This is a genomic window from Xanthomonas sp. NCPPB 3200, from assembly GCF_056393585.1.
The window spans coordinates 4,874,707-4,892,730 of the sequence record NZ_CM150785.1 but is presented as its reverse complement, the minus strand read 5'-3'; the positions used below and the strand labels follow the sequence as shown (position 1 = coordinate 4,892,730).

General features: G+C 65.6%; 15 protein-coding genes. 8 read left to right on the top strand and 7 right to left on the bottom strand.

The genetic code is table 11. The annotated features are described in order from the left end of the window. Nucleotide 1: 1 nt before the first annotated feature. A complete protein-coding gene (locus tag AC06DU_RS21105; RefSeq protein ID WP_017160756.1) occupies nt 2-1,960 on the bottom strand; it encodes a cytochrome c/FTR1 family iron permease in 1,959 nt (652 codons plus the stop codon). A 90-nt stretch (nt 1,961-2,050) separates the two neighbouring features. Between AC06DU_RS21105 and AC06DU_RS21100 the strand changes: the two genes are divergently transcribed. From AC06DU_RS21100 to AC06DU_RS21080, 5 genes are all read left to right on the top strand, one after another. After that, complete coding sequence (locus tag AC06DU_RS21100) at nt 2,051-2,464, top strand: MerR family transcriptional regulator (RefSeq protein ID WP_017160757.1); 414 nt, start codon at nt 2,051-2,053, stop codon at nt 2,462-2,464. Further along, nucleotides 2,461-3,732 carry a site-specific integrase gene (locus AC06DU_RS21095; protein WP_017160758.1) on the top strand — a complete coding sequence of 424 codons (1,272 nt, stop codon included), beginning with the start codon at nt 2,461-2,463 and terminating at the stop codon, nt 3,730-3,732. The genes AC06DU_RS21100 and AC06DU_RS21095 overlap by 4 nt, the downstream gene beginning before the upstream one ends. Nucleotides 3,733-3,755: 23 nt before the next feature. After that, nucleotides 3,756-6,749: a Tn3 family transposase gene (locus tag AC06DU_RS21090; protein ID WP_046936733.1), complete on the top strand. Its 2,994-nt coding sequence runs from the start codon at nt 3,756-3,758 to the stop codon at nt 6,747-6,749. Nucleotides 6,750-6,975: 226 nt separating this feature from the next. Beyond that, the gene (locus tag AC06DU_RS21085) at nt 6,976-7,236 is read left to right on the top strand and encodes a hypothetical protein (protein ID WP_260300084.1); all 261 of its coding nucleotides are present in this window, start codon (nt 6,976-6,978) and stop codon (nt 7,234-7,236) included. Between the two features lie 120 nt (nt 7,237-7,356). Next, nucleotides 7,357-9,834, top strand: coding sequence for a GH92 family glycosyl hydrolase (locus AC06DU_RS21080; protein WP_478203145.1), 2,478 nt, complete (start codon nt 7,357-7,359; stop codon nt 9,832-9,834). Nucleotides 9,835-10,113: 279 nt separating this feature from the next. On the opposite strand, the gene AC06DU_RS21075 is transcribed toward AC06DU_RS21080, so the two are convergent. Together AC06DU_RS21075 and AC06DU_RS21070 are read right to left on the bottom strand one after the other, a co-directional pair. Further along, nucleotides 10,114-11,529 carry an amino acid permease gene (locus tag AC06DU_RS21075; RefSeq protein WP_065046939.1) on the bottom strand — a complete coding sequence of 472 codons (1,416 nt, stop codon included), beginning with the start codon at nt 11,527-11,529 and terminating at the stop codon, nt 10,114-10,116. Nucleotides 11,530-11,709: 180 nt separating this feature from the next. Beyond that, on the bottom strand, nt 11,710-12,090 hold the full coding sequence (locus tag AC06DU_RS21070; protein WP_104591313.1) for a hypothetical protein: 381 nt from the start codon (nt 12,088-12,090) through the stop codon (nt 11,710-11,712). A 306-nt stretch (nt 12,091-12,396) separates the two neighbouring features. Here AC06DU_RS21070 and AC06DU_RS21065 point away from each other — a divergent pair, with 306 nt between their 5' ends. From AC06DU_RS21065 to AC06DU_RS21055, 3 genes are all read left to right on the top strand, one after another. After that, the gene (locus tag AC06DU_RS21065) at nt 12,397-13,932 is read left to right on the top strand and encodes a DNA recombination protein RmuC (protein WP_349781481.1); all 1,536 of its coding nucleotides are present in this window, start codon (nt 12,397-12,399) and stop codon (nt 13,930-13,932) included. Nucleotides 13,933-14,114: 182 nt separating this feature from the next. Then, the gene (locus AC06DU_RS21060) at nt 14,115-14,519 is read left to right on the top strand and encodes a hypothetical protein (protein ID WP_349781479.1); all 405 of its coding nucleotides are present in this window, start codon (nt 14,115-14,117) and stop codon (nt 14,517-14,519) included. 153 nt (nt 14,520-14,672) lie between these two features. After that, nucleotides 14,673-15,218, top strand: coding sequence for a glutathione peroxidase (locus AC06DU_RS21055; protein ID WP_102252982.1), 546 nt, complete (start codon nt 14,673-14,675; stop codon nt 15,216-15,218). Between the two features lie 247 nt (nt 15,219-15,465). Here AC06DU_RS21055 and AC06DU_RS21050 read toward each other — a convergent pair whose 3' ends face one another. Genes AC06DU_RS21050 through mlaD form a run of 4 tightly spaced genes read right to left on the bottom strand, consistent with a single transcriptional unit; the run spans nt 15,466 to nt 18,019 of the window. After that, nucleotides 15,466-16,515, bottom strand: a complete 1,050-nt coding sequence (locus AC06DU_RS21050; RefSeq protein WP_104577418.1) for an MlaA family lipoprotein — start codon at nt 16,513-16,515, stop codon at nt 15,466-15,468. Nucleotides 16,516-16,525: 10 nt separating this feature from the next. Next, a complete protein-coding gene (locus AC06DU_RS21045) occupies nt 16,526-16,825 on the bottom strand; it encodes an STAS domain-containing protein (RefSeq protein WP_478203143.1) in 300 nt (99 codons plus the stop codon). Beyond that, nucleotides 16,815-17,477: an MlaC/ttg2D family ABC transporter substrate-binding protein gene (locus tag AC06DU_RS21040; protein ID WP_024940545.1), complete on the bottom strand. Its 663-nt coding sequence runs from the start codon at nt 17,475-17,477 to the stop codon at nt 16,815-16,817. The genes AC06DU_RS21045 and AC06DU_RS21040 overlap by 11 nt, the downstream gene beginning before the upstream one ends. Beyond that, nucleotides 17,474-18,019 (bottom strand): outer membrane lipid asymmetry maintenance protein MlaD, encoded by a 546-nt coding sequence (mlaD, locus tag AC06DU_RS21035; RefSeq protein WP_478203141.1) that lies wholly within the window; start codon nt 18,017-18,019, stop codon nt 17,474-17,476. The genes AC06DU_RS21040 and mlaD overlap by 4 nt, the downstream gene beginning before the upstream one ends. Nucleotides 18,020-18,024 lie beyond the last annotated feature (5 nt).

Here is an 18,024-nt window from a genome sequence, read left to right as displayed (position 1 = left end):
TTCATTGCTCGTTTGCGCCTGGCTGTCTACGCACACCGGAACGAGCATTGGCGAGGAACCCCACGATGGCGGCGGTGCCTACCAATACCTGCGCCAGCAGCGACTGCCAGGTGGGATACAGGCCGATCCATTCGATGCGCGGCAACGCGAGCGGTGTTTGAGAGATCCAGCCGGCTTCCTGCAACGCGGCCACGCCTTTACCGATCAGGATGACCGCCATCACCGCGATGAGAATCGAGCTGATCGAAAAGAACCGGCTAATCGGCAGTCGCCTGCTCATGCGCAGCATCGAGTACGCCACCGCGGCCAACACCGCGATTCCCGCCACCAGGCCTGCGAGGATGGCGGTGGACGCCTGGTCGCTCCACATCGCGATGTAGAACAAGATCGTCTCAAACACCTCGCGGTACACCGCGACAAAGGCCAGCATGAACAGAAAAACAGCCGAGCGCCGTGTCAGCGCGGTCGTCAGCTTGGCGTGCAGGTACTCCTGCCACCGTCCTGCAAGGCTCTTTTGGTGCATCCAGATGCCTACGCTGAGCAGGACAGCGGCAGCGAACAATGCCGAGACGCCCTCAGTGACTTCCCGGTTCGCACCGCTGATATCAACAAAGTAAGTGGCCACTGCCCAGGTAGCTGCACCTGCCAACAACGCGCAAATCCAACCCGCATGCACATACGGCAACACATCAGACCGCTCGGCTTTACGCAAGAACGCCACGATGCCAATCACGATCAACAGCGCCTCCAGTCCTTCGCGTACCAGGATGGTAAAGCTGCCCAGAAATGCGGTGCTGGCGCCTATTCGGGTGTCCTGCAGCGCCAAGTCCGCCCGATCAAACAGCTGGGCAATTTGCGCTGCCTGCCCGGCAACGTCAGCCGCGGGCGCATGCTGGTCCAGCTGCGCGCGGTAGCCTGCCATGGCCGTTTCGATCTCTCGCAGCAATGACGGATTGCGCGTGGCCAGCGTGGGCTCAAGCGGCTCTACTCCATCCAGATAGGACGAGAGCGCAAGCTTTTTGGCTTGAGCCAGGTCCTCAACAGCGTAAGCGCGCTGGCTGGCGGCCAGTTGCTGCCGCGCCACCGCAAAGCGATCGGCTCCTGGTACCGCTTCGTTGACAGCCTGTGGCTGCGAACGCAGGTAGGCGATGATCGCGTTTGCCTGATCAGCGGGCATCGTGGTGGCAAGATCGGCTTCCCGCGTGCGCGTCAGCGATTCGAGGGTGGGAATGCGTGCATGGGCCTCCGTACTGGTGCGCCATAACGCCTCACCTTGAGCCTTGGCTTGCGAGGAGTACCCCAAGCTGCCCACATAGAATGCCAACGCCCAGCGATCACTTTCTGACAGCCCAGAGAAGCTGACCATGCCGGTACCCGGCACACCCTGGGAAATGACCTCGTACAACGACAGCGGGGTGCGCTGCGCGGCGCGAGTGGCATCGGTGAACGCGATCGGCGGCGGACTTAACGCTTGCGCGGCGGGGCCATCACCGTGACCTGTGGGGCCGTGACAGGCCGCGCACTGCTGGCTGTAGATGGACGCGGCCTGGGAGGTTTTCGGCGGGCTCGCCGGAACCGCGCCGATCGGGTAGTGGGCCAACAGCGCCGTGCCGAGCCCGCGCGCCAACGTTGCTACCTGCGCAGGGTCGGCCTTCTCTGCCACCGCCTGGACTAGGCGGTCGGCCTGGGCCGTCAGCTCCTGCTGGTTCGGGCCACCGGGCAATGCCGCCAGCTGACTGCGGACGGCGCCAGCAAACTCGCTCATTTCGGCGTATTCGCTGGGGGCAATAACGCGGCCGGCCTGGACCGCGCCGGGGTAGTCGACCGCGATGTAATCGAGCATCTGCCACGTTTGGCGCAGGTCTGCTGTGGGAGGCTCCGCCTGAGCGGAAGCGGGCAGAACCCAGCCGATCAGCAAGGCAATCAGGCAGTAGCGAATCAAGGAGATGGGCAGTGGCATGGTCGTCACACGCAGCGGCGCGGCCGGAGTGGCGGCGAATACGAGCTCAGCGTAAAGTCCGTAGCTACTACGGAGTCAAGTGTACTACGAATGAAAATCAGTGAGGCTGCCGACGCCAGTGGATGCCACCTGGAGACGATCCGCTATTACGAGCGGATCGGCCTGCTGCCGCGCCCGGGGCGCTCGGGCAATGGCTACCGGGTCTATGGCCCGGCCGACATCGAGCGGCTGCGCTTCATTGCGCGCGGCCGGGACCTAGGCTTCAGCCTGGAGGAGGTCCGCAGCCTGCTGCAGCTGGCCGGCGATGAGGAGCTTTCGTGCGGCGACGTGGATCGGCTGGCACGCAGCCATCTGACGGACGTGCGGGCGCGCATGGCCGACCTGCAGCGCATGGCCAGCGAGTTGGAACGGGTGATTGCCAGTTGCCACGGCGGGCAGCGGGCGGAATGCACCATTCTGTCGACCCTGCGGCAGCCGGTCGCTGTGGAGGCCACGCGCCAGTGACCGAACTGGACCGCTACCTCGATGCGGCCACGCGCCAGAACACGGTGCGCAGCTATGCGTCGGCGCTGCGGCACTTTGAAGTCGAGTGGCAAGGCCACCTCCCAGCGACACCTGACAGCGTGGCCCGATACCTGGCCGCGTATGCGCAGACCCTGGCCACCAGCACCCTTCGCCAGCGCCTGGCCGCCATCGCCTCTTGGCACCGCGACCACGGATTTGTCGATCCCACCCGGTCGCCGCTGGTGCGCAAGGTGCTCAAAGGCATCCAGACCCTGCACCCCGGGCAGGTCAAGCAAGCCGCGCCGCTCCAGATTCGGCGGCTGGTCGAGCTCGATGACTGGTTGGCTGCAGCGATTGCTGCGGCGCATGCCCGCGGCGACGGAGCGGCGGCGCTGCGCCATCAACGCGACCGAGCGCTGGTGCTGCTCGGATTCTGGCGAGGTTTCCGTGGCGATGAACTGCTGCGTCTGGAAGTGGCCCACCTCACGCTAGTGCCGGGACAGGGGATGACCTGCTTCCTGCCGCGCAGCAAGGGCGATCGGCAGGCGGCCGGCGTCACCTATAAGGTGCCGGCGTTATCGCGGCTGTGTCCGGTGGAGGCGACCCAAGCGTGGCTGCAGGCGGCTGACTTGCAAGAAGGGCCGGTGTTTCGGGCGGTCAACCAATGGGGCCAGGTCAGCGCTGAAGGGCTCCATCCCAACAGTTTGGTGCGCCTGCTGCGCGAGTTGCTGGCCAGTGCCGGTTTTGCCGATGCGGGGCTCCACAGTAGCCATTCGCTGCGTCGAGGCTTTGCCAGCTGGGCCAACGACCAAGGCTGGGACATGAAGGCGTTGATGGAGTACGTGGGCTGGCGCGATGTGCAGTCGGCCATGCGCTACCTGAATGGGCGTGACCCGTTTGCCCGGGACCGCATTGAAGCGAGCCTACCCAGTCCAACCGCGCCGGTACCGGCGATGGCACTGCCGGCACCCGAGAGTAAATCTGCGCTGCAGCTCCGTCTGCGCATGGTGCTGACCCCGTTTGCCCGCGCGGGCCGCGGCGCGGCCAAGGCCCGGGGCCGGATTGAAGATATCTGCTTGGCTCCGTTCCAGGCTGTGCGTCTGAACACCGCCAGCAGCGAGTACCGGTTAGCTGTTCCCACCGATCCCGATCGGGATCTGGATGAAATCCTGGCCACGTTGCTCGATGACATGCACCGCATGGCCGATACGCACCAGTGTTTCCTGGAAGCGTCTCTCAATACAGACGACGGCCGGCATTGGGATTGATCCCCTCATAACCTTCGGATCCAATGGCTACCCTTCACGAGACCGCCTACCCGCGACTGAAGCCTGATCCCACCGCCAAGGAACTGGAGGAGATCTATACCCCCACCGCCGCTGAGATTGCATTCGCCAAGCAGCTGACCACCCAGCCGGGTCCGCAACTGGCGGTGCTGATCCATCTCAAGCTCTTCCAGCGCTTGGGTTACTTCACAGTGTTGGCCGAAGTGCCCGAGCGGATCCGGAAGCACATCGCCAAGGCCGCCCGACTCGGGCGCGTATTGGACACCGACCAGCTCGAACGCTATGACGCCTCCGGCAGCCAGCGCCGGCATATGCCGCAGCTGCGGCAGTTCATTGGGGTGCGTCCCTTGGACAAAGCTGGGTTGTCTTGGCTGGACACAGTGGCCACCGGAGCAGCACAGACCAAACACACTATCCCGGACATCGTGAACGTCCTGCTCGAAGAGCTGGTGCACCACCGCTACGAACTGCCAGGCTTCCGCACCCTGGAGCTGGCCGCCATTGGCGCACGCGAGCGGGTCAATTTGGGGTACTACCGCAGCATCAGTCACGCACTGACGCCTGCCACGCGCGCGCTCATTGACGAATTGCTGCGCGCACCGGAAGGCTCCAGATTTACTGGCTGGCAATCGCTCAAGCGCGAGCCTGGCCGGCCGACCAACAAGGAAGTTCGTTTTTATCTGCAGCACATCCGCATGCTGCAGCAGTTGGCTGACCAACTGCCTCCTATCGATGTGCCGGTGCCCAAGCTCAAGCAATTCCGTGCAATGGCTCGGGCCTATGACGCCAGCGAACTGGCCGAATTGGCTGAGGACAAGCGCTATGCGCTGGCCACCATCTTCATTCGCGCCCAGCACGCCAAGACGCTGGATGATGCCGCCGAGTTGTTCATCAAGCAGGTGCGCGGGCTGGAGAACACGGCCCAGCAGAAGCTGCTGGCATACCAGCTCGAACATGCCAAGCGGGCCGACTTCCTCATCGGCCAGCTCAAGGAGATCCTGCAGGCCTATCAGCTCGACGGCAGCGATAGTCAGCGCGTGGATGCCATCGACAACAGCCTGGAAGCGGAAGTGTCGACCTTGCTGGCCGAATGCGAAGAACATATGGCCTACGCCGGCAAGAACTACCTGCCTTTCATGCTGCAGCCCTATGGCGTGGTCAGGCCGCTGCTGTTCAATGGGCTGGAGCTGATGAACTTGCGGGCGACCAGCCACGATGCCGGCATGGAGCCGTTGATCGCAGCCGTGCTCTCGCTGCGCAACCAGCGTCGTGAGCTGATCGAGGTCGCTTCCCTCGGTTTGGACCCAGAAAAGGACTTCGACTGGATGTCCAAGCTCTGGCGTCAGCACGTGTTCGGCAAGCGGGCCAGCGCGGCCGGCGCCGGCTGGATGCACCGGAAGTACTTTGAGCTGGCCGTGCTGGTGCAGGTCAAAGACGAGCTGAAATCCGGAGATCTCTTCATTCCCAGCAGCGAGCGCTTTGATGATTACCGCGAGCAGCTGGTCGATGAGGCCACCTTGGCGCAGGAACTGGAAGCCTATGGCCAGGTGTCAGGCCTGCCCACCGACGCCGAGTCTTTCGCGGCGGGGTTGCGCGCACAATTGACCGCCTTGGCCGATGAGGTCGACGCGCGTTTCCCGGAGAACGTGCATGCGGACATCCTGGATGGGCGCTTGGTGCTGCGGAAGGGGCAACGCGCCGAAGTCTCCAGCGCGATTACCACCGTGGATCGCCTCATCGCCGAACGGCTTCCAGAGTCCAGCATCGTCGATGTGCTGATCGATGCCAGCCAATGGTTGGATCTGCACCGTTTTTTCCACCCGATCGCCGGCACCGGGAGCCAAGTCGAAGATCTGCCCCGACGTGTGATCACCACACTATTTTGCTATGGCTGCAACTTGGGTCCGACGCAGACGGCGCGGTCGATCAAGGGCTTCAGCCGGCGCCAGGTTGCTTGGCTGAACCTGAAATACGTGACCGAGGATGTGCTTGAGAAGGCCATCGTGGAGGTCATCAATACCTACAACAAATTCGACCTGCCGGGCTATTGGGGCAGCGGGAAAAGCGCCTCAGCAGATGGCACCAAATGGAGCGTCTACGAGGACAACCTGTTGTCGGAGTACCACATCCGCTATGGCGGCTACGGCGGCATCGGCTACTACCATGTGTCCGACAAATATGTGGCGCTGTTCAGCCACTTCATTCCCTGTGGCGTGCACGAGGGCATCTACATCCTCGATGGCCTGCTGGCCAACACGTCCGACATCCAGCCTGAGATCGTCCATGGCGACACGCAGGCACAGAGCTACCCGGTCTTCGGTTTGGCCCACATGCTGGGCATCCAGCTGATGCCCAGGATACGAAACATCAAGGATCTGACTTTCTTTCGGCCCGAACCTGGCAGGACCTATAAGAACATCCAGGCACTGTTCGGAGACAGCATCGACTGGCAACTGATCGCGACCCATCTCCACGACATGCTGCGGGTGGTGATCTCAATCCGATTGGGGAAAATCACCGCGTCCTCGATCCTGCGCCGGCTGGGCACCTACAGCCGGAAGAACAAGCTGTACTTCGCCTTCCGGGAACTTGGCAAGGCCGTCCGAACGCTGTTCTTGCTGCGCTACATCGATGACAACGAGATTCGGAAAACGATCCATGCTGCGACCAACAAGAGCGAGGAGTACAACGGCTTCGTAAAATGGGTGTTCTTTGGCAGCCAGGGGATCATTGCTGAGAACGTCCAACACGAGCAGCGCAAGATCATCAAGTACAGCCAGCTGGTCGCGAACATGATCATCCTCCACAACGTGGAGGGCATGAGCCGGACCTTGGCTGAGATGCGGAAGGAGGGGATTGAACTGACGCCCGAGATCCTGGCCGGCCTGTCGCCGTATCGGACCAGCCACATCAATCGTTTCGGCGACTACCATCTCGACCTTGATAGGGAAGTGGCGCCGCTGAGCTATACAGCGAAAGTCCTTGAACAGGCCCCATAGACGGGGAGATCCGCTATCGGGACAAAGCCTTTATCATTGTGTTTCAATCGCTTAGGTGGTTTTTGGCCCTGTACGTAACGATTCCCTGCCGACCCTCTTAATCTTTGCCAACCGATGACACAAAGCGGCACAGGATTTAGATCGATCCAATTACGCCAATCCCCCGCAAGTGTTTGAAAAAAGACGATGTCTTTCCGTCGTACCACCGCCCCGACGAGACGCTTGAATGACCGATTACCGCCGTTGTCGCCCGCAGCTGCTGTCCCGTGCCGTGCTGCTCGCATTGCTGTCGCCCCTGTCCGCCCTGGCCCAGCAGGCCAGCGCCCCGCAACAACTCGATGCCGTCACCGTGACTGGTTCGCGCATCAAGCGCGTCCAGGCCGAAGGGCCGGCGCCGGTGCAGATCATCGGGTCCGAGGAGATCCGCAGCCGCTTGTTCAGCCCGGTCGGGCGCGAGATCGCGGCAGAATACGTGTTCGATTTCTGAGCCGCTGCCCACCTGTCGCAAGCCGCCGTCAGGCGGGTATCGACCGGTCGCCGCGTCTGGGGCGTCGGCACGCGTCATCCACCTGCGGCCTCGGCCGCTCTCTCCCCCGAGGTGTCCTGCATGCCCTTCGCCGTTGCATCCGATCGCTCTTCGTCGCATCTCCCATCAATGCCGCGGTGGCGCCGCGCCGCCGCCGGCCTGTGCCTGCTCGGCATGGCGGTGTGCGCGCCGCTGGCCGCGCAGGACCCGGCGCAGGTCAACACCTTCATCGGCAGCAAGGACGACGGCAACACCTTCCCCGGTGCCTCGGCGCCGTTCGGCCTGGTCCAGGTCAGCCCGATCGGCGCGCACTACGCCGGCTGGCGCTACGACGACCCCAGCATCCGCGGCTTCGGCCACTCGTTCCTGTCCGGGGCCGGCTGCTGGGAGCAGGGCGGGCAGGTCTCGGTGCTGCCGGTCACCGGCCGCATCGGCCCGGGCGGCGACTTCGACACCGGCGACGCCAAGGCCTTCGACCAGAAGCGCTATGCCGCCCGCTACACCCATGACGGCGAAGTCGGCCAGGCCGGCTACTACAAGGTGCGGCTGACCGACTACGGCGGCATCGACGCCGAAGCCACTGCGCTCACCCGCGCCGCCGCCGAGCGCTACACCTTTGCCCCCGGCGCCGACACCGGGCATGTGCTGGTCAACCTGGGCCAGGCCAACGACCGCCACGTGGTGATCGGCAGCCAGCTGCAGGTGGTCGGCGACCGCGTGGTCGAAGGCAAACTGACCACGCAAAGTTTCTGCGGCGGCCATGAATACACCACCTGGTTCCGGCTGGAATTCGACCGCCCGTTCACCGCACACGGCGTCTGGGGCGAAGACGGCGGCGTGCCCGACGCGCGCCACGGCATGGGCGGCGAACTCAAGCCCAATGGTGCCTGGCTCAGTTTCCCGCTGGGCAACAACAAGAACGCGCGCGCAGTGACCGTGGTCAGCGCCATCTCGCACGTGGATGCCGAAGGTGCACGCAACAACCTGCGCGCCGACGGCATGCTCGGCGGCAAGCTGCTGGGCCTGGAGCAGATGCGCCAGCGCGCGCAACAGGCCTGGCGCAAGCAGCTTGCCAGCCTGCAGCTGGATGGCGCCAGCAAAGACGATCGCAGCGTGGCCTACACCGCGCTGTATCACGCCCTGCTGCAGCCGCTGACCGGCAGCGATGCCGATGGCCGCTATCGCGGCTTCGACGATGCGATCCACCGCGCCGATGGCTGGACCTACTACGAGTATTTCTCGCTGTGGGACACCTATCGTTCGCAGAACCAGCTGCTCGCCTTGCTGCAGCCGGCGCGCGCGCGCGACATCGGCCGCTCGCTGCTGGCGATCCATCAGCAAGGCGGCTGGCTGCCGCGCTGGGGCTATGCCAACTTCGATACCAACATCATGACCGGCGACCCGGTGACCCCGTTCCTGGTCGACCTGTGGCGCTTCGGCGCGCTGCAGGACAACCAGGCGCAGGCGTACGCAGCGCTGCGCCAGAACGCCTTCGAACAACCGCCAATCAACTCGCGCCACGCCGGCCGCTCCGGCAACGCCAGCTACCTGTCCAACGGCTTCGTGCAGTACGACCGCGCGTTTCCGTCCAAGGGCATGGACGTGGACCCGCACCACGGCGGCTCGGCCACGCTGGAATACGCGCTGGCCGACTGCGCGCTGGCACAGATGGCGCAGGCACTCGGCCACCCCGACGACAGCGCGCTGCTGCGCAAACGCGGCGGCAACTGGCACAACGTCTGGGACGCCGGCGTGCGCGATGCCGACACCGGCTTCAGCGGCTTTCCACGGCCGCGGCTGGAAGACGGCAGCTGGTACGCCCCCTCGGACGATCGCTACAGCCCGCGTTCGCAGCACGGCTTCCACGAAGGCACCGCCTGGCAATACCAGTGGCTGGTGCAGCAGGACATCCCCGGCATGCTGCAGGCCATGCACGGCAGCGAGCAGGCCGGCCAACGCCTGGATGCCTTCTTCGCCTACGACGACCTGCTGAAGGACCCGCTCAACGCCGCGCGCACGCACTGGGTGGTCGGCCCGTACAGCTACTACAACCAGTACCGCTACAACCCCAACAACGAGCCGGACCTGCACGCCCCGTGGATGTACACGTTGATCGGCCAGCCGTGGAAGACCGCCACCGTGGTGCGCGCCGCCCAGCAGCTGTTCACCAATGCGCCCAACGGCGTCACCGGCAACGACGACCTCGGCACGATGTCGGCCTGGTACCTGTTCAGTGCCCTGGGCCTGTATCCGGCGGTGCCGGGCAGCGGGCAGTTCCTGCTGCATGCCCCACGCTTCAAGCGGGCCACGCTGGACCTGGGCAACGGCAAGCGCCTGCGCATCGACGCCCCCGGCGCCGACGGCCGCGCGCTGCAATACGTGGACAGCGTGCGTTTCAACGGCACACCGCAGCGGCAGGTGTTCCTGGACTGGGCCCAGCTGCAGCAGGGCGGCACGCTGTCGTTCGCGCTGACCAGGCAGCCCCCGACCCAGGGCTGGGGCACGCAGGCAGATGCACTCCCAACCTCGTTCTGCGCCACGCCTGCAGCCACGCCTTGAGCCAACGCTTCTCCGCGGGTTGCGGGGAGTGCGAGGGAAAGCCCTGACGTTGCCGGCGCATGAGCTAAAGCCCCTCTCCTGCGGGGCGATAAGGCACAGCTTGCGCGCCACTGGCGCGCGTGCCTGGGAGCGCCCGTGCCTCATGCGCGGGCCGGGGCGCGGAGCGGCGGTTGGGGTGAGGGTAGGGGAGCGAAGCCCCTGACCAAGTTGGATAACACGAGGTTTCGTCCGTCCCCTCATCCAGCCCTTCGGGCCACCTTCTCCCGATGGGAGATGGAACTACCCAACCTTCGCCAAGCGGCTATTCCGCCGCCCATAGGCCACATACACCACCACGCCCAATACGTTCCAGACCAGGAACCAGCCCTGCGTGGTGCTGGGCAGGCTCCAGAACAGGTACAGGCAGCCCAGGATCGCCACCGGTCCCACCACCCATGCCAGCGGTGTACGGAAGGCCCGCACACGCGTCGGCTCGCGCACGCGCAGCACCAGCAGGCACGCCGCCACTGCGGTGAACGCGGCCAGGGTGCCGGCGTTGGCCAATGCGGCAATTTCATCCAGGCGTGCCACACCGGCCAACGCGGCCACCAGCACCGCCGTGAACAAGGTGATCGCCACCGGTGTGCCGGTGCGCGCGTTGACCTTGGACAGGCCGCGCGGCAACAGGCCATCGCGCGACATCACGAAGAAGATGCGGCTCTGCCCGTACAGAAACGCCAGCAACACCGTCGGCAGCGCGATGATCGCCACCGCGCCGATCACCAACGCCGCCTTGCCGTGGCCGAGTTCGCGCATGATCAGCGCCAAGGGCTCGGGGCTCTTGCCGAACACGGTGAAGCTCATCGCGCCCACCGCCGACAACGCCACCAGCACATAGATCAGCGTGCAGCCGATCATCGAACCGACGATGCCGATCGACAGATCGCGGCCCGGGTTCTTGGTTTCCTCGGCCGCGGTGGAAATCGCATCGAAGCCATAGAACGCGAAGAAGATGATCGCCGCCGCCGCCATCACCCCGCGCTCCACGCCATCCGGGCCCGCGGTCTTGGGGAAGCCATACGGCATGAACGGCTGCAGGTTGGCACTGTCGAAGGCCGGCAACGCGATCGCCACGAACACACCCAGCGCCACGATCTTCAGCACCACCAGCACCGCATTGAGCGTGGCGCTTTCCTTGGTGCCGGCCATCAGCATGCCGGCCACCAGGAAGGTGATCACCACCGCCGGCAGATTGACGATGCCGCCGGCGTGCGGCCCGGCCACCAGGGCATGCGGCAGGTTGACCCCCAACCACTGCAGGAAGCCGACGAAATAGCCCGACCAGCCCACCGCCACCGTACTCACCACCAGCGAGTACTCCAGCACCAGGCTCCAGCCCACCACCCAGGCGATGCTCTCGCCGAGCGCGGTGTAGCTGTAGGTGTAGGCGCTGCCGGCGGCCGGCATCATCGTGGCCATCTCCGCATACGCCAGTGCCGCGCAGGCGCACACGATGCCGGCGGCCACAAACGACAGCAGCACCGCCGGGCCGGCCTTGTCCGCGCCCACCCCGATCAACGTGTAGATGCCGGTGCCGACAATCGCGCCGATACCCAGCGCGATCAGATGCGGCCAACTCAGGCTGCGGACCAGTTGCCGACCGGCCTCGTGCACGGTGACCTGATCGATGGATTTGCGCCTGAGCCAAGACGACATGCGGACCTCGCGGGAATCAAAGAATTCCCGAGTGTCGCCCAACGCGCTGCAGCAAAGCTATCGGTCCGAGGTCATGCGTCGGTGCGGGCAGGGCAGCGCAGGCACGCCCACCGCCTGCTGTGAGCGCGCGCCACACCTCGCCGTTCCCTGGTCAAACGCGACCGCCCCGCACAATCCCGCTCACTCAACCGACGGGCGATGCGGTGGACGCACATGGCGATAGACCAACTGCACCGCCCACGCGCCCACCAGACCCACCGCACCGGCGGCAAAGTGGGTCCAGTCGAGCAGGCGTGGCGCCGCCCCGTTGGCATCATGCCCCCAGAAGTTGAACCACAGCAGCACCAATGCGGTAACCCCGATCCCGATCCAGAACCACAGCCGCGTGCCGCCGATCGCATAGAACCCGAACGGCAACGCCGCACCGATCAAAAAGTGCACCGGGAAGAAATACGCCGTGCCATACGGCCGCATCAGGTACCACACGATTGCCGCAAAGCTGCCGAGAAACGCGAACAGGCCCAGCGCGAACAGACGGGTTTGGTTGGTGGCAGTGGTCATCAGCTGGCCTGGCAGGAACGAAGCCCCACCCTAGCCATGCGCAGGTCACGTTGAGGTCAATGCGCTGCGAGTAGCCTGCAACTCCATCACCGTGGCGGTGTCTGGCCCGCTTCGCGCAGCGGTTGCAGGCATCTGCGCGAAGTGGCCCCGACGTGCTGCGTTGGCGCAGTGCGCGCGCCCCCAACTGCGCCCTGCAGCCGCCGCCGGCCGGCAAGCCACTGACGCAGCCCCTGCGACCGGCCCGGCTACACTGCGCACATGTCATCCGAATCCCTGATCCTTCTCGGACTGCTCGTCGCAGTCCTGGTGTTGCAGCTGATCGCGCTGCTGCGACGTCCTTCCACCAGCGGCCTGGAGCTGGCGCTGCGCGCCGAGCAGCGCGACGGCCGCGGCGAATTGCGCGAGCAACTCGAAGGCCTGGCGCGGCAGCAGGACAGCCGCCTGGAAACCTTCGCGCGCAATCTCACCGAACTGTCCACGCGCACCGACCAGCGCCTGGACCTGTTGCGCGATGCGCTCGGCGAAGACGCCCGCAAGGCCCGCGAAGAAAGCGCCCTGGCGCAACAACGCACCGGCGAATTGCTGACGCTGCGGCTGACCGAATTGCGCACCCAGCTCGACGGCTTCGGCCAGCAGCAGGAAACCCGCATCCAGGTGTTCGGCCAGCAACTGACCGAGCTGATCGCACGCACCGACACCCACATGGCCGCCCTGCGCGATGCGCTGGCCGAAGATTCCCGCAAGGGCCGGCAAGAGGCCGGCGAGTCGCAGCAGCGCTTCACCGAGGCCTTGGGCCAACGTCTGACCGAACTCACCCAGCGCAACGAACTGCGCATCGGCGAAATGCGCGCCACGCTGGAACAACAGCTGGCCAACCTGCAGAACGACAACGCCAGCAAGCTCGAACTGATGCGCGCCACCGTCGACGAAAAACTGCAGACCACGCTCAACACGCGCCTGGATGCCTCCTTCAAGCTCGTCTCCGAACGCCTGGAGCAGGTGCAGCGCGGTCTGGGCGAAATGCAGCAGCTGGCCACCGGGGTGGGCGATCTCAAGCGCGTGCTGACCAACGTCAAGGACCGCGGCGGCTGGGGCGAGGTGCAGCTGGAGAACATCCTCGAGCAGACGCTGACGATGGAGCAGTACGCGCGCAGCGTGCGGGTCAAGCCCGACAGCGCCGAAGCCGTGGATTTTGCGATCCGCCTGCCGGGGCGTGGCGACGACACCGTGGTGTGGCTGCCGGTCGATGCCAAGTTCCCGCGCGAGGACTACGAACGCCTGATCGATGCGCAGGAAAAGGGCGACCTGGACGCGATCAAGAATTCGACCGCGCAGCTGGAACGCGCCATCCGCATCCAGGCCAAGTCGATCAGCGACAAGTACGTCTGCCCGCCGCAGACCACCGACTTCGCAGTGATGTTCCTGCCGACCGAGGGCCTGTACGCCGAAGTGATCCGCCGCGCCGGCCTGGTCGACCTGCTGCAGCGCGAACATCGCGTGGTGCTGGCCGGCCCGACCACGTTCACCGCCCTGCTCAACAGCCTGCAGATGGGCTTCCGCACGCTGGCGATCGAGAAGCGTTCCAGCGAGGTCTGGCTGGTGCTGGGCGCGGTGAAGAGCGAGTTCGGCAAGTTCGCCGGCATTCTCGAAAAGGCCGAGCGGCAGATCAGCACGGTCGGCAAGAGCCTGGGCGAAGCCAGCCGCAAGACCCGCACCATCGAACGCCGCCTGCGTGGCGTGGAAACCCTGGCCAGCGAACAGTCCCAGGCGTTGCTGGACGATGCCGGCAGCGACGACACCGGAAGCAGCAGCGAAGACGACAGCAACGACGAGCAGGAGTGATCCATTGCGTAAGGCGATGCCACACGCCATGACGTAGGAGCGCACCCGGGCGCGACCAGGCATTACCGATAACGCCTCATCGCGCCCGGGTGCGCTCCTACCAACGCAGGCCTCCGGCGAGTCCTCCTGCGCCGATAGCGAGCACGCCGCGCAGACATCGCCACCGCGATGCTGGTACCCACCTGGTTCAAGACGAGAGTTTCAACATGGCAACCCGATGGATCCACGCAGTGCTCTGCGCGCTGCTGTTGACCGCATGCAGCAATACCCCGGCGGCCAGGCCGGACGCTGCGGCGGACGCCCCGCAGCCTCCGCGCGCCGTTTCTGCCGACGCTGCCGACTGCACGGCAAAGGGCGGGCAGCTGCGTCCGGTCGGCCGCATGCAGACGGTGCGTTGCGTGGTGCCGTACGCCGATGCCGGCAAGACCTGCAGTGACAACTCCGACTGCAGCGGCGATTGCCTGGCCACCAGCATCGTGCCGACCGGCACCGCGACCTCCGGCACCTGTCAGCGCGACAGCGACCGCTTCGGTTGCCGCCAGGAAGTGATTGGCGGCATGGGCCAGGCCGCGTTGTGCATCGATTGATGGCTGCGAACAGGGTCAAGCGCGCGCACGAGCCGATCAGTCGATCGGCCTGTGCGCGTCGCGTCAGATAGCTGCAAGTGCCATGAGCCAGCGGCATCGCTCGCTCCACCCTGGCGGTTTATGCTCTCGGCTCTACCTGTCCAGGACGCACCGATGAGCCAGACGCTGTACGACATCCCTGTGGCCCGCATCGACGGTGAGCCCGCCACGCTGGCCGACTATCGCGGCAAGGTGTTGCTGGTGGTCAACGTCGCCTCCAAGTGCGGGCTGACCCCGCAGTACGAAGGCCTGCAGGCGCTGTATCGCGACAAGCAGGCACAGGGGCTGGAGGTGCTGGGCTTTCCGGCCAACGACTTCAACGGACAGGAGCCCGGCAGCGAGGCGGAGATTGCGCAGTTCTGCCAGCTCACCTACGACGTGAGCTTTCCGATGTTTTCCAAGATCGCCGTCACCGGCGCCGAAACCCATCCGCTGTATCAGGCATTGACCAATGCCCGCCCGCAGGCCACCGGCGATGGCCCGATGCGCGAAAAGCTGGCCGGCTACGGCATCGCACCCAACCCGGCACCGGGCGTGTTGTGGAACTTCGAGAAATTCCTGATCGGCCGCGACGGCCAGGTCATCGATCGCTTCGCCCCCGACGTGCCGGCAGACGATGCGCGCCTGCGTGCAGCAGTGGATGCGGCGCTGGCGGCGTAGCACCTGGCGCGGTGGCGAACTGATTTGATCCGCGTCGCTGCGATCGCTGTTTATATTGCCGGTGATCCGCGCCATCTAAGGGGAAGGCCTTGCCGGCGGAGTTCCCTCCACGCGCGATCGCGGCCGGACGGTGCTCCAGCTACCCCAGCCGCCACCGTCAGCCGGAAGGCCGTAAAAGACCAACGCACAAAAAAAGCCCGGGATCGCTCCCGGGCTTTGTATTCATCCAAACCGCAAGCTCAACACATCAACGGATCCACTGCGGGATCGGCATCGCATCCACCGGCACGGTGCTGTCCTTGTCCTCGCGCAGGTAGTCGGGCAACTCGTTGTCCTTCTCGCGATGGCTGCGCAGATCGCGCACGATCTGGTAGTTGCGGCGCTGCATCCACGCATCGCGGGTCAGCGCGTACTCGTCCGGTGCCTGGTCGCGCAGCGAATCCAACGACATCAGTTGCGAGCGCGTATCCACCAGCTGCAAACCCTGCAAGGCGAAGCGCGCACCGCTGTCGTCGACCTGGCGCAACGGCGACAGCGGAATGTCGCCGCCCAGGCCGAAGGTATCGCGCACGGTGCGCGGGCCGAACAGCGGCAACTCGAAGTAGCGCGAATTGCGCCAGCCCCACACGCCCAGGGTCTGGCCGAAGTCCTCGCTGCGGCGCGGGATGCCCGCCGCGGAGGCCGGGTCGAACAGGCCAGCCACGCCCAGCGTGGAATTCATCACGAAGCGGCCCAGCGACTGCGCCGCATACACCGGGTGGCCCTGCAGCAGCTGATTGACCATGGTCAGCGGCGTGCCGAGATTGTCGAAGAAGTTGGTCACGCCCAGGCGGGCCGGACGCGGCACCACCTTGGTGTAGCCGGTGGCCAAGGGACGCGCCACGCCGCGGTCCACCGCCAGGTTGAAGCGGTGCATGCCGCGGTTGTAGCGCTCCCACGGATCGTAGGACGGCGCGTCACCGGGCTGTGCCGGTGCACCGTTGGCGCCGGCCTGCGGGGTGGTGGCGCCGTAGAGCGCCGCGAAGTCGTCCTCGGCCGAGGTAGGGGCACCGGCCGTGCCGGCATCGGCGCTGGTCTGCTCGGCAGGCGCCGCCGCGGTGGCCGGCAGGGCGTCGGGGGCGGCAAAGCCGGCGGCGGCCGGCTGCGCGGTCACACCGGCATCGTCGCGTGCCGGCGCGGGCGTCGCATCCGGGGCGGGCGCGGCAGCGGCCGCAGGCGGTGCGGGCTTTGGAGCATGGCTGGCACAGGCGCCAAGCAGCAGGCAGGCCAACAGGGAAAGGGGGCGAAGCTGGGTCATGGGGTGGCGCTCAGGCCTGGAAATCGAAAGTAGGGGACAAACGGTAGGCGGCACGCAATTCGTCCAGACCGGACGCTTCACCCACCACCGCGACAGGACCGGCACCGCTGCTGCGCACACGCGCAGCCAGTTCGGCCAGCATCGCCACGCCGGCACTGTCCAGGCGTTGTACACCCAACAGGTCCAGCGTGCGAATGCCGTCCAGCTGCGCGATCGCCTGCGGCCAGGCCGCAGTGACCGCGTCGCGGTCGAACACGCCGGTGAGTACCAGCGTGTCGCCATTGCGTTGCACGGAGCTGTTACTTGCCATTGGCCGGTGCCGGACCGACCTGCAGATTGCCGCTACGCAGCTCTGCGGCGACCTTGGCGATGCCCTTCTCGCGCAGCGGGCCGTCGAACTGGGTCTTGAAGGTCTGCACGTAGGAGATGCCTTCGATCATCACATCGAAGATCTTCCACTGGCCACCGACGTTACGCATCATGTAATCGACCGGGGTCGGGTCGTTGCCGGCGCGCAGCAGGTCGGTAGACACCTTGACGCCGCGGTTGCCCGGCAGCGCGCTTTCGGACTTGGCACGGAAGGTCGGCTTGCCTTCGAAGTTCAGCAGCGCGGTGCCGTAACGCTGCATCAGGTTGTCGGCCAGCGCATCGGCGAACAGCTTGACGTCCGCATCGGAGGCGCCACGGCCGTTGACGCCCAGCACCAGGCGGGCCGAGTAGTCGCGGTCGAAGGCCTTGTTCAATTCGCCATTGATGTACTGGCGCAGGGCGGCCGGGTTGCTGCGGAACTCGGCGCGGCGCTGATCCAGCGTGCTCAGGATGCGGGTGCTGCTGTCGATGACGGTCTTGGTCGCCGCGCCCTGCGCAGGCGCGCTGGCGGCAGCTGGCTGCGCCAGCACGGTGGCCGGTGCGCACACCAGCAGGGTCGAGGCCAGGATGGCGGAAAGCAGGGTGGTCTTCATTGGTGTGGTTCCGTAGAGGGAGAAGCGGTCTGGGCAGGCGCTGGGACCTGGCCATCGGTGGCGGCCGGGGCATTGCTGCCACCACCGCCACCACTGAACATGTACTTGCCGACCAGCTGCAGCAGATCCACCGCCGGCTGGGTGAAGCCGATTTCTTCGCCCGGCTTGAGCGTCTCCGGGTCGCCGCCCGGCTGCAGCCCGATATAGCTCTCGCCCAGCAAACCGCTGGTGAAGATGCCGGCCGAGGTGTCGGCGGGCAGATCCTTGTATTTGTTGTCCAGCGACAGGGTGACCACCGAGTCGAACTTGGTCGGGTCCAGGCTGATGTCGGACACCTTGCCGATGGTCACGCCGCCGATCTTCACCGGCGCCTGCGCCCGCAGCTGGCCGATCTGGCTGAAGCGCGCGGTCAGCGTGTACTGGCTGGAGCCGAAGCCCCAGCGCTGGTTGGTCGAGGCCACCGCCAGCACCAGCAGCGAGGCCAGGGTCAGCAGCAGAAAGGCGCCGACGGCGAATTCGAGTCGTGGTCCACGCATGGCCATAGTTA